Genomic DNA, 12,392 nt, shown 5'->3' on the forward strand with positions numbered 1-12,392 from the left:
TATAAAGGGAGATGAGACGCGTGGCTAAGCGAATGAGTGAGACGTTCAGTCTGGGCGTACTTGACCTTGTTCCAAGGTTAAACGATGCCACAGCGGAACAGGCACTTCAACAATCGGTGACACTTGCGCAACATGCCGAGGCTTGGGGATACGTACGATACTGGACGTCAGAGCATCATGATATGGCTGAATTGGCATCGGCCTCTCCCGAAGTACTGTTATCGCACATCGGAGCAAGGACAACAACGATCCAGCTTGGCTCTGGTGCGGTCTTGTTGCCGCATTATAGCCCGCTCAAGGTTGCGGAGTCGTTCCGCCTGCTGGCTGCGCTCTATCCGGGGCGCATTGAGCTTGGGCTCGGACGTGCTCCTGGCGGTGGACCTCATGCCACGATGGCACTCAGTGGCAATTACTTGCAGCATGTGTCCAAGCTGCCTGAATCGCTCGCAGCACTCACGGAACTGCTCGAAGACCGCTACATGTACGAGGATCATCCCGTGACAGCTCGTCCGATTCCCAAGCTTCCGTTATCACTCTGGATGTTGGGAACTAACGTGAAGAGTGCAGAATTTGCGGCACGGTTTGGCATGGGATATGTCTTTGGTCAATTCATGAGTGATGCCGATGGTACAGAGGCTGTAAGGCGATACCGAGAAGGATTTATGCCTAGTGCAACGATGAAGGAGCCTGAAGTTATGGTGGCAGTCAGCGTATTGTGTGCCGAGTCAGAGACGGATGCTTTGGACTGGAGTCGTGACATGGCGGAGAGGCGCAAGCTGGATGGGAAAGAACATTCAACCGAGTCGAATTCAAGTGGTATCGCGGTCTCTAAGACGAATGATGCAGCCGTTATTGATCATAATGATTCGGTGCGGCATTATGCAGGTACAGCTGAGCAGGTATGGGCGCGATTGCAACAGGTGAGTAACAGGCTGGATACGGAGAGGTTGCTTCTGGTTACGGCAGGACCAGATTATGAGCGCAGGTTGGATTCATATCGATTGCTGGCTGAGCATAAGACAGCAATACTGAAATAGGCTGATCACTTTATGATGTTAGCCGTTGAAATCCGAACAAACCGAAGAGCTGCAGATCGGGACTTTACCGTATGCTGCAGCTCTTCGGTTTGGACTTTGTCAAGATTCAACAATCTTTTACAAAACCAAGCATCTTAATGACAAAATAATGTTATAATACTTTACGTCTATTTTCCTATCGATATAATATAGATAAGTTCTTTTGACAAGAGGTCAAAAGAAGGGGAAAACAATGACAAAAGCACCTGAATTCGGGATGACCGAAGAGGTCAAGGGGGAAATCATATGTTCAGCAGATTCAAGATCAAGAGTATCGGTCTGCGTATCAGCATCGCGTTCTACTTGTTAATCCTCTGTTTAATTATTTTGAGTGTCACGATTGTCACCCGGATGAATTCAATTGAAACCAATACTAACGAAATTACGAACAATTGGATGCCATCAATCCAGCAAATTAATCGGTTAAATTATACCACAGAGCATGTCCTGTCACTGAGTTATCGTCACTTTGACGCGGATGAAACAGACAAGGCATTTTTGTCAGAAGAGCGTACCAAGTATATTCGTGAAACGACACAGGCGATTAAAATCTATGATCAGCAAGAGAAGTCTGCGGATGAGCTCGAACACTGGACTGCGTTCAAGAACAAATGGGAAGCATATCTCAAGATTAATACGCAATCGATCAAGCTGAGTGATGAGGGTCAGACACAGCTGGCGAAGGAAGTATCTGATAAAGGTGCTGATTCCTTTGACACCATGCAAGTCGATCTAGATTATCTCGTGGAATATAATCAGGAACAGTCCAATCTTGCGGCGGCCCAAACAATCAGATCGGTGCAGGATGGTAGATTAATCATCATTATTGGCGTTCTTGTCATGATTGTCATTACAGCGATCAGCATTCCGATTATCCGTTCACAGGTCGTGAAACCACTGCTACGTGTCATTAGTGCGGTGAAACTGATTGCAGAAGGCCAATTGAATGTTCAGGACATACATACCAAACATGAGGATGAAGTCGGTGTTCTGGCCAAAGCGGTGAATGACATGAAAGGTAACCTGACTTCCATGGTTCTGAGCGTCAGACGAATTGCGGAAGCTGTCAATCTGCAAAGTGGGGAACTGGCAATATCCTCAGAAGAGGTTAAGATTGGTAGTCGCCAAATTGCTGTGACCATGGAAGAGTCAGCCAAGGCCGCAGAGAGCCAGGCAGAGACAGCCGTGGAATCAGCCCGGACAGTTGAAGCGTTGAATGATCACATTCAAAATCATACGGAACAAGGCAGCCAGCTGCGCGTCATGTCGGATCTTGTACTGAAACAAGGGCTGAATGGTCGCAAGGCGATGGAACAGTCGGTGCAGCAGATGCAACAGATTTCCGGTTCGGTCTCGGCTTCCATGGACAAAATGGAACGGTTGAATCGTAAAAATGAAGATATTTCCAAACTGGTTCAAGTCATTCATGACATTGCACGCCAAACCAATCTGCTCGCATTGAATGCCTCCATTGAGGCAGCACGTGCGGGAGAGAGTGGACGCGGATTCGCTGTAGTGGCATCAGAAGTGCGGAAGTTATCTGAGGCTGTGCAGACTTCGGTCGAAGAGATCACGGCGATTACCGAGGATATCCAGCAGGAGTCACAAGGGGTGGTTGCGGAATTACGTACGGGCGTTCAGGAGACCGAACTGGGTCAGGAACATGTGCTTGCTTCAGGTCAACTCTTCCATACAATTAACGAATCGGTGGAAGGCATGGTTGGTGTCATCAGCACGATGACAGATGGACTGGCAGGCATGCAGGAAGCAAGCGGACGAATGAATGATTTCAGTCAGCAGATTTCCGCTGTTTCGGAACAATCGGCAGCGAGTGTGGAAGAAGTTTCTGCATCGGCGGAAGAGCAGGTAAGTTCCATGGAAACGATTAGCGGCAACATTCAAAGTCTGAAAGAATTATCGGAAGATTTGCTTACATCCATTGAAAAATTAAAAATATAACCTTCTTCTTATAATAGAAGAAGCTGGAATCACGCAGGCGGCGATTGGTGAGAAATCAGTATGATATATGAGCTGTTGGCCTATAACGTTTGCTGGCAAGAATATTAGGTTTCCAATGCTACAATCTCAAAAAAAAGTAAGGTGTTCCTAAACAATGGGAACACCTTACTTTTTTTTCTTTCCAATTAGATACGTGTAAGGAAATGGATAGTTGTCTAGGAGCCTAACATTGTATACAATGACTACCTGAAGCAAACATATGAGTCGTATTTGATATGTCTTCAATGGGCTTACTATTTATATAGAAGAAACATGATTAATGAAGGAAGGAGAGGGGGATTTTGCCTGATGAAACACTTGGTATATACGCTACTTCTGGGAAACACCTCTACACTTTTGCTTGCCACGAGAACGAGCAGGAATTATGCATGCTGGAACTGAATACGCTGCTTGAACCGAGTTTGGAGATCCGTATGGATATGGGGTCGTATGTGTGGTCTGAACGATGTATTCCACCTGGACGCAGTCCTTTTATCCATGGCAGACTGGACGTGATCGGCGAAGGGAGCAGCGTGACTGATCTGCTTCCTCTTGCCAAAGAGATTCAGCTGTTGCCAGAAGAGACATTTAAGGTGATTTGTCTGAAAGAAGGGGATCATACCCCTGATTATGCACAGTCTCGTCAACTGGAAAAAGAAATCGGCATGTGCATTAAGGGCAAGGCACAGATGAAACAACCTAAGGTGACTTTCGGCCTAATCCGAACAGGAGAAAAATGGATCTTGGGCCAGTGGACAGAAGCGGATCGATCTTGGCAAATTCATAGGCAGAAGCCGCAAAACTACTCGACTGGATTTGGCATCACGCTTGCGAGAGCGCTGGTTAATATTGCTGTTCCGAGAGTAGAAAACCATCGCTTGCTTGATCCATGCTGCGGTATGGGAACGGTTGTGATTGAGGCTTTATCCATGGGAATTGACGCAAAAGGTAACGATCTCAATCCGCTGGCTGTCCGAGGTGCGCGAATCAATCTGCCGCATTATGGATATGATTCAGATCGAATCACACTGGGGGATATGAATGAGCTGCAAGATTTGTATGATGCAGCAATTCTGGACATGCCTTATAATCTCTGCTCTGTACTTCCGGATGCTGAGCAACGAGCCATGCTGGAAAGTTTGCGCATATTGGCAAAACGGGCAGTGATTGTTTCCACAGAGTGGGTAGAAGAGCACTTGTTGGAAGCGGGATGGACTGTAAAAGAGTACCGAACAGTACATAAAGGCACGTTTATACGTCATATTTGGCTATGTATGTAAGCGTGAAAAACAAAAAAATCTACCTCTAGGGAAATTTCCAGAGGTAGATTTTTTTATTGCTTACATATCCATTGAACTAACCGTTTACACTAGAACGTAGAGGACAGAAAAATCTGGGAATAACAGTGATCGGAAGGTTGTTCTGTCATCGGAGTTGTAAGTCTAAATCTTTTTAGTTCAATGTATATCGTTGATCTGATTTGCACAATATTGCATGGGAACGGGTGTTTGTGTTAATATTTATGACTATAATCCACAAGGTTCACCGGCAGGGTATCGCCAGCGACGTAAGCTTCCAGATTTTTGACGAAAATACCGACTGCTCGATCCGCGTATTGCTCTGTACTTCCTGCGATGTGAGGCGTAATTAACACGTTATCCATGCCCCATAGCGGGTGGTCTGCAGGAAGAGGTTCTTCTTCGAACACGTCCAGTGCGGCGAAGGCAACTTGGCCGTTTTGGAGTGCATTCAGCAACGCTTCCGTTTTCACACTGGGGCCACGGCCTACATTGACGAAGCAGGCACCGGATCGGAACTGCTCAAATGCAGTTTGATCATATATATGTTTGGTTTCATCGGTTAGCGGTAAAATGTTAATTACATAATCGCCCTGGCTCAAGGCTTCATGTAAACCGGTCATGTCGTACATTTGGTCCACATTGGGGACATCCTTACCTGAGCGGCGAACTCCGATCGTGCGCATGCCGAGTGCTTTGAGAATACGGGCTGTTTCCGTACCGATCTCACCTACACCAACGATGACCGCTGTTTTGCCATGCAGTTCCGGCAGTGGTTTGGCAGGAGCTTTCCATTCGGCCTGCTGTTGATGCAGCATAGCTTGTCTCAGCCAGCGACTGTGGGATAACATCATGCCCAGAATAATTTCGGTGATTGGAATCGCGTGAACTCCATTTGCACTGGTGATCTGAACGTTCTTTTGTTGCAAATCTGCGAAGGGGAGATTGTCCACACCAGCAGACCAGACCTGAACCCACTTCAACAGGCTGTCCTGTTTCAATGCATGTTCTGTGACGAGTGGGGACCAGCCGAGAATAATCTCAGCTTCTTTCAACTCAGCGGGGTCCAATTCCTTGGCTTTTCCGAATTTCAGGGTGTATCCCGGTGCAGCATTCCGAATGCGTTGTTGCTGTTCTTCGGATAGAGATGGAAAACATACAATTTTACCCATAATGTGTGGTCCTCCTGAGATAAATAGTTTGATGAGTTTGATAATTAAAGTGTATCAGATTTGGTGTTGGATGTGCATTAAGGTGGGAAATGCAGGAATCTAGCCTTATTTGCAAATGGTTATATTTGTGTCACTCTATACTTACCCAACTTGAAACGATATGTATAGTTATGAAATAATAGAGCGAACTTTAGAGAGGTGTATGCAATGAATAACCAATCACATCAGGATCATTCATCCCGACGGGAAAGATTGTTTGTAGCAATTCGTCTTCCTGTTGCTGTTCAGCAGTCTCTTCAGATGGATGTGAGGCTTGTACAGAACAAGCTAGATTTTCGTAAATGGACAGATCATAGAGATTATCATATAACCTTGCAATTTCTGGGGGATACGTTAGTTAGTGACATCGGGCACCTGCGAAAAGCATTGCGCTCAGCAGCAAGCGGATTTCAGCCGTTTGAACTTCAGCTTTCCGACTGGGGCACATTTGGACTTGAAGAAGCACCTAAGGTGCTTTGGAAAGGTGTTAGCGGAGAGCTAGAGCACTTGTTTTCATTGCAAAAACAAATCGTGCAGGCGACTTCGCCCCTTGGGTATGAAGCTGAATTAAGACCTTATGCTCCCCACATTACCATTGCCAGAAAATATCTGGGACAGCTTCCAGGTAATGAAAATAAAGGGGTATCTGGAGTGCTTCCGGAACATTCCGCAGGTGCTAATTCATGGATGGTGGAGGACATTGTACTTTATGTGACAAGGCTGGGCCAATCGCCAATGTATGAGGTCCTGGACACGTTCTCTTTTTCCTGATAATCATTTTTATGCCATAAAATCACATTGACATAACGTTTATCCCTATGTAATATTAGCCATCGTTATTCAAATTCTTTTTTTTGGGTTACTTAGTTAAGGGAATTGTTTCGACAGGAGGAATCTTCGAATGAACATTATAAGCAAAAATCGTTGGGTAGCACCGATGTTATCAGTGCTGCTTGTATGTATAGTGGGGGTAAATGTCGTTCAGGCGACGGGGAAGTGGAATGAAGCTAGTGATAGTAAACAGATGACCGAACTTGCGGCTTCTGTGCAAAATAACCAAACATCTACGCAAGAAGAGAGGCGTATGATGGAAGATGGGACAAGTCTGTCCTCTAATCTGTCTGCCCAAACCGTAGCGTGGACTGAATCTCTGCCAGCAAAGAACTGGCTTACGACTGCTCAAGAAGAGCAGGAACTGCAAGAAGCCAAGGCCAAGAACAAAGCTAGAGCGGTAGCTGCGGCCAAAGCCAAAAAAGAAGCTGCACTGAAATTGGCCAAAGTGAAACGTGCCAAAGAAGTCGCTGCTGTAACAACTCCCCCCCAAAAACTATACTTTACACGGACCAAACTTCTGAACCAGGAAGACTCGAAACTTGCAACCTGGTCATACAGTGTGTCCGATAAAGAACTGCATCTGCTGCAAAAAATCGTCATGGCAGAAGCGGAAGGTGAACCGTACGAAGGCAAAGTGGCAGTTGCCAATGTTGTCTTAAACCGGCTGCGGTCAGCCAATTTTCCCGATACCATTTACAAGGTCATCTATCAGAAATCCCAGTTTAGTCCTGTAGCGAACGGACGTATGAAACGTGTAGTTCCCAACGAGGACAGCATCAAAGCAGTGAATGCTGCGTTGAACGGGAAGAAGGAAGTTGCCGATGATACGTATTATTTCTTATCATTGACGCTTGCCGACGATCTGACAGTTGCTCGCTCGCAGAAAAAAGTAAAAACGATCGGTCATCATACTTTTTACAAGTAATCGACCCGTAAATTCTGCAAACAGGCAGGGTAGTTAACTGTGTGTGTATCACACGGCCCTTGAAAAAGCCTGAATCGTAGTTTTATTTCGTTATTTAAAATATCGTTATACTCTAAATTACCCTTTTTTCTGCCAAATCATACGGTGGAATTAGTGAAAATAAAAGAAGGTTCCCTTCCAAAAATTCGGAAGGGAACCTTCTTTGTATATCGTGAGCAATTGTCTTGTCCTCTATAACACCTCGTGAGAGCTGTTCTATAGGCCCATAGAGGCGTCAGAATGGTATTCTGGTACCTGACAAGGACGTGGCAGCAATTTCGGCTGTGAAGCGCTCCACGGAGGTTGTTGTGACTTCGGCCGTAGTCGGGAACAATAAATTATGAACAGCTTGAGCACAGCACTTCGGATCATAGACCGAATGGTTACCTGGAATATGCGCTACGTTCAGCGGGCTTTCAGTTTGAGTAGATGCCTGTTCCACTAGTTGTCTGAAACGATTGGTGATCACGTCGGCAGAGTGAATGACCTGGCCGTATCCGGCTTGTACAAAGTATTCACAGTTTTCTTCCTCTTGACCTGCAATCGGAGGAATGAACAACATTGGTAGACCCTTGGCCAGCGCTTCAGTGCATGTCATGCCACCTGGCTTCGTAATCAGCACATCGGATACATCCATCAGTTTGCTTACTTCCCGTGTATATCCCAAAATACGAATATTCGGATGTTGGAAGCAAGGCATTTCCTTCATTTTTGCAATCATTTTTTCATTGCTTCCTAGACAGAAGACCAATTGAACACGATCTGCCCAAGACGTGAGAGCTTTCATATGATCCTCATCAAACGAAAGTCCCCATCCGCCACCCATAAGCAGCGCCGTAGGCATGTTCTGAAGCCCCATCTCTTCCCGCAGCTTCACCTTATCTCCAGCTTCCCAGAAGTCTGGATGCACAGGGATTCCCGTGATCTGAATATGGGAGGGATCGACACCCCGGATCTCAAGCAATGCTTTGACCTGAGGGGTAGAGACCAGATATTTGTTCACTTCCGGATTAATCCATGTTCCATGCACGTCATAATCCGTCACGACCGTATAGAGCGGGATATTCAGACCCTGGCGTTTGAGCCGGGAGATGACAGCATTCGGAAAAGGATGGGTACAGATCACCGCATCGGGTTTTAGTTGGGATACAACCTGTGCCGTCTGTGTATAGAAAATTCGGTGCAACGCCAGCTTGGTAAAACCATTTAATGATTTATTGTACTGTGTGCGGTACAACAGGCTGACCAGTTTGGGTTGAACCGATAGTGTCTTTCGATATGCAGAGAAAATTAGTGGAGCTACCGTTGGGTTCAAAAATTTGCCTAGTTCAATGACACGACTGTGAACATGTGGACTGACTTTTTTGATGCCATGTGCCAGCGCATGAGCGGCCTGAGTGTGACCGGTACCGAAACCTTCCGATAATAAGAGCACTCTTGGTTTTCGCATGAGTTCACCTTTATTCATAAGTTTTAATTCAAAATGAAGATATTCATTGTTTATTCTAGCTAGGGAATGCGTTACTACATGAATATACATTGAAGCTCAAAATCATGTTTCTTCTATGAATATTTACACCATATATCTTACAATGAGACAACCTAAACTTCATTATATATACGTATTATCTGAGTCATCTTACACTATAGACGACGACAGAAGGAGTTTCCACTGCATTTAGGTTAAAAAATATTAACACAATTTTTAAAATGTTAGGGTTGCAATCTGTTTTCTAAGGTGGTATTGTATATTTTGACCGAATGACCGAATTGTATTTTTGGTCATTTATGTAGAGCGATTGAACAATGAATGTGTTTAAAGGAGGGATATGATGGCTCCGATTGACAGGAGACAGCAGGTTATTCATGCAGCAGCCCAGTCGTTTGCCATGTTTGGATACAAAGCAACGACGATGGATCAGGTCGCCAAGATTGCGAACGTTGGCAAAGGAACGATCTATACGTTTTTTACCAATAAGGAACAATTGTTTGATCAGATCCTGGTAGAAGTGATTCAGGAAATGAAGAACATCGCGCATCGTGAAGTACATCAGGAAAGTGCATTTTTCGATAATCTGTTTCGAGTACTGGATGCATTGTTAGAGTTTCGTCGTGATCACGATCTGCTTGTTAAGTTATCTCAGGAGCTGAAGGACTTTGGAACGCTGCAGGCCAAGGAAGGTTTGGACAAGGTGGAGAAAGTAATCTCCGACTTTCTGGCTAAGGAGCTTGAGAAAGCAAAAGACAATGGAGAGATTCGAGATTGTGATCCGCAAGTCGTCGCATTTATGATGATTCGCCTGTATATTGCATTAACCTCAGACTGGAGCAAACAACATCAACCGCTGAGCAAAGAGGAAATTAAGACTTACTTTCGCCTTTTCTTAATGGAAGGAATTGCTGCTGTAACGTAATCCGAATTTAATCTACTATAATATAAGGATTTTTACGTGTATCAAGCAGGGAGGCTTGTCGGAAGACAGGTTGTTTTTTTGCCCTAAAGTGACTGTTTGAGGAAAGTGGTCAGTTCGTGTTTCAGTATATTTTCTGGAATGCGACATTGTATTTCATTATGGTTATTCCTGCTCATGGAGCAGAGAGATTAAGGGGAGAAAATGACATGAAATCTTTATCCGTGTTTTTCAAGGATGTGGGATCGGCCGTGAGAAACCCGAAGGTGTTGATCCCTGTTATTGCAATTATGTTTATACCGATCCTGTATAGTGGCATCTATCTGGCGGCCTATTGGGACCCGTATGGTCATGTGGATGAGATGCCGGTTGCCGTTGTCAATTTGGATAAAGGCGCTGAGCTGGAGGGCAAATCCCTCCATGTAGGTAGTGATCTGGTGGATGAGCTGAAGAAAAATGCCGATTTCAAATGGGATTTTGTCAGTGCGAGTCAAGCCAAAGAAGGCATGAGTAATGACAAATATTATATGCAAATTACGATTCCGGAGAACTTCTCATCCCAAGCAACAACGTTGCTCGATGACAAGCCGGAGCCGGCTGATCTGATCTATGAACCGAATGGCAATTACAGTTTTGTCGGTGCACAGATCGGTAAGACCGCTATTAAGGACCTGAAAGCAAAAGTCTCAGCCAAAGTAACGGAATCCTATGCAGAGACATTGCTCGACAAGTTCTCCGAAGTATCGGATGGCTTGGCTGAGGCAGGCGACGGGGCGGGTGAACTGAATACCGGCGCAGGCAAACTGGATGATGGTGCTGTTAAGCTCAAGGATAACCTGGCGAAGCTTGCATCCGGAACGCTTGAACTTCAGGAAGGACTTTCTCCATTAAGTGATGGTGTTAACGCGCTGCACACTGGGGCAACCAAGCTTGAAAGTGGAACATCGAATCTTGTATCCGGTCTGCAACAGCTTCAGGCAGCTGCTTCGAGCCAGCTTCAGAGCGGGGCAGATCAGTTGAAGGATGGCAGCGCCAAGTTGGAAACGGGACTCCAGTCTTCACTGGATGGCACAAGTAAGTTGCAGGCTGGCCTGAAATCGTCAGAACAGGGCAGTGCGAAGCTGTCGGATGGTCTGCAAAGTGCCGTTCAGGGCAGCGGTACACTGGCAACAGGCCTGCAATCGGCTGTAGATGGCAGCTCCAAGGTTGCTGATGGTGCACAGAGCGTAGCCGCCGGATTGAAGCAGCTTGCTGCCTCGAACCCGGAATTGGCTGAAAGTGCTGATGTACAGAAACTGCTTGCGGCGAGTGAAGCCGTTGCCGATGGCAGTGCACAATTGCATGAGAGCGAGCAGAAGCTTGCACAGGGTGCAGATCAGCTGCATCAGGGCAATCAGCAGCTGGCTGCGGGCGCATCCGAGCTTCATGGTGGCCAGGAGCAACTTCTTGCTGGTGCAAACCAGCTGGTAGATGGACAAAAGCAATTGCTGGCAGGAGCCGGACAGCTTAGTCAAGGAGGAGCGAAGCTCTCCGATGGTCTGAAGCAGTTCAGTGGCAAACTGGGTGATGCTGCAAGTGGCGGTACATTGCTCGCCAATGGTGCCAAGCAGCTGGGCTCAGGTACAACAGCTTTGCAAACGGGTGTAGGCAAACTCAGTGGTGGTGTTAATTCACTTACCGATGGTTCCAAACAACTGGGGGATGGCGCAGGCAAACTGGCTGACGGTCTTACCGAGCTAAAAGATGGCTCAAGTGAACTGGCTACCAAGCTGAATGATGCCGCGCAGAAAACATCCGAAGTTAAGAAAACGGATGATGTAGTGAACATGTTCGCTGAACCTGTAAACTCCTCGGAGAACACAGCAGAGAACGTAAGCAATTATGGTACAGGATTGACACCGTTCTTCCTGTCGATCGGTCTGTTTGTGGGATCGTTGATTTCCACGATTGTATTGAAAATGCGGGAAACGTCCGTACCTGGTGCAACAGGCTGGAATCGTTTTGTCAGCCGGACACTGGTATTTGGCTCCGTGAGTATTTTCCAATCGGTTATTGTGGCAAGTTTCATGTTATATGGTCTTGGACTGGAGACGCACAGCGTAGGGCTGTTCTATCTGTTTACCATTATTACGGGGCTGACCTTCATGTTGATCGTTCAGGCACTTGTAACCTGGCTGGATCTGCCTGGACGTTATGTCGTCATTCTGCTTCTGGTCTTCCAGCTTGCGGCTAGTGCAGGAACCTTCCCGGTAGAACTGATTCCATCATGGCTTCAGGCATTTAGCCCTTGGTTGCCAATGACACACAGCATTATGGGCTTCAAAGCCGTTGTATCGAGTGGTAATCTGGATGTGATGTGGCATCAGGCAGGTATTCTTAGCATCTATGCAGGTGTATCCATTCTGCTGACGCTTGCTTACTTCCTCTGGAATGGCAGACGTCCGAAAAAAGAAGTCGAACAGGCTGATTCTGGTCAAGTTGTGACGGCATAAGTCGAACCTGATCTTCAGCAGGGTCATATTTTTGAAAAAAAACTTTATTTTCTTGTAGTGAAATTATGCAATATAGTAGTCAAATAGTGCAAATAGCCTGTGACCCCA

9 protein-coding genes are annotated in these 12,392 nt (G+C 46.1%); 7 read left to right on the forward strand and 2 right to left on the reverse strand.

What is annotated here, in order from left to right:
• Positions 1–11 precede the first annotated feature (11 nt).
• The 3 genes from QNO02_RS06285 (at position 12) to QNO02_RS06295 (ending at position 4,354) form a co-directional block, all read left to right on the forward strand.
• The gene (locus QNO02_RS06285) at positions 12–1,037 is read left to right on the forward strand and encodes an MsnO8 family LLM class oxidoreductase (RefSeq protein ID WP_289391473.1); all 1,026 of its coding nucleotides are present in this window, start codon (positions 12–14) and stop codon (positions 1,035–1,037) included.
• A gap of 285 nt (positions 1,038–1,322) precedes the next feature.
• Positions 1,323–3,035, forward strand: coding sequence for a methyl-accepting chemotaxis protein (locus QNO02_RS06290; protein ID WP_289391474.1), 1,713 nt, complete (start codon positions 1,323–1,325; stop codon positions 3,033–3,035).
• A gap of 341 nt (positions 3,036–3,376) precedes the next feature.
• Positions 3,377–4,354: a TRM11 family SAM-dependent methyltransferase gene (locus QNO02_RS06295; RefSeq protein WP_289391475.1), complete on the forward strand. Its 978-nt coding sequence runs from the start codon at positions 3,377–3,379 to the stop codon at positions 4,352–4,354.
• A gap of 233 nt (positions 4,355–4,587) precedes the next feature.
• Here QNO02_RS06295 and QNO02_RS06300 read toward each other — a convergent pair whose 3' ends face one another.
• Complete coding sequence (locus tag QNO02_RS06300) at positions 4,588–5,544, reverse strand: D-2-hydroxyacid dehydrogenase (RefSeq protein ID WP_289391476.1); 957 nt, start codon at positions 5,542–5,544, stop codon at positions 4,588–4,590.
• Between the two features lie 207 nt (positions 5,545–5,751).
• Between QNO02_RS06300 and thpR the strand changes: the two genes are divergently transcribed.
• Together thpR and QNO02_RS06310 are read left to right on the forward strand one after the other, a co-directional pair.
• A complete protein-coding gene (thpR, locus tag QNO02_RS06305; RefSeq protein WP_249911549.1) occupies positions 5,752–6,354 on the forward strand; it encodes an RNA 2',3'-cyclic phosphodiesterase in 603 nt (200 codons plus the stop codon).
• Positions 6,355–6,484: 130 nt separating this feature from the next.
• Positions 6,485–7,342, forward strand: coding sequence for a cell wall hydrolase (locus tag QNO02_RS06310; protein ID WP_091033869.1), 858 nt, complete (start codon positions 6,485–6,487; stop codon positions 7,340–7,342).
• A gap of 274 nt (positions 7,343–7,616) precedes the next feature.
• Here QNO02_RS06310 and QNO02_RS06315 read toward each other — a convergent pair whose 3' ends face one another.
• Entirely contained in the window at positions 7,617–8,831 is a 1,215-nt protein-coding gene (locus QNO02_RS06315; protein WP_289391477.1) for an MGDG synthase family glycosyltransferase, read from the reverse strand.
• A 382-nt stretch (positions 8,832–9,213) separates the two neighbouring features.
• Between QNO02_RS06315 and QNO02_RS06320 the strand changes: the two genes are divergently transcribed.
• Positions 9,214–9,795 (forward strand): TetR/AcrR family transcriptional regulator, encoded by a 582-nt coding sequence (locus tag QNO02_RS06320; protein ID WP_036611349.1) that lies wholly within the window; start codon positions 9,214–9,216, stop codon positions 9,793–9,795.
• A 206-nt stretch (positions 9,796–10,001) separates the two neighbouring features.
• Positions 10,002–12,284, forward strand: a complete 2,283-nt coding sequence (locus QNO02_RS06325; RefSeq protein ID WP_091035107.1) for a YhgE/Pip family protein — start codon at positions 10,002–10,004, stop codon at positions 12,282–12,284.
• Positions 12,285–12,392 lie beyond the last annotated feature (108 nt).

The sequence above is a fragment of the Paenibacillus sp. PK1-4R genome (assembly GCF_030369595.1).
Classification (GTDB): domain Bacteria; phylum Bacillota; class Bacilli; order Paenibacillales; family Paenibacillaceae; genus Paenibacillus.

Bases quoted from the DNA above. Each gene is read 5' to 3' on its own strand.
- QNO02_RS06300 (WP_289391476.1), bottom strand. From the start codon at position 5,544: ATGGGTAAAATTGTATGTTTTCCATCTCTATCCGAAGAACAGCAACAA.
- thpR (WP_249911549.1), top strand. From the start codon at position 5,752: ATGAATAACCAATCACATCAGGATCATTCATCCCGACGGGAAAGATTG.
- QNO02_RS06290 (WP_289391474.1), top strand. From the start codon at position 1,323: ATGTTCAGCAGATTCAAGATCAAGAGTATCGGTCTGCGTATCAGCATC.
- QNO02_RS06285 (WP_289391473.1), top strand. From the start codon at position 12: ATGAGACGCGTGGCTAAGCGAATGAGTGAGACGTTCAGTCTGGGCGTA.
- QNO02_RS06310 (WP_091033869.1), top strand. From the start codon at position 6,485: ATGAACATTATAAGCAAAAATCGTTGGGTAGCACCGATGTTATCAGTG.
- QNO02_RS06315 (WP_289391477.1), bottom strand. From the start codon at position 8,831: ATGCGAAAACCAAGAGTGCTCTTATTATCGGAAGGTTTCGGTACCGGT.
- QNO02_RS06325 (WP_091035107.1), top strand. From the start codon at position 10,002: ATGAAATCTTTATCCGTGTTTTTCAAGGATGTGGGATCGGCCGTGAGA.
- QNO02_RS06320 (WP_036611349.1), top strand. From the start codon at position 9,214: ATGGCTCCGATTGACAGGAGACAGCAGGTTATTCATGCAGCAGCCCAG.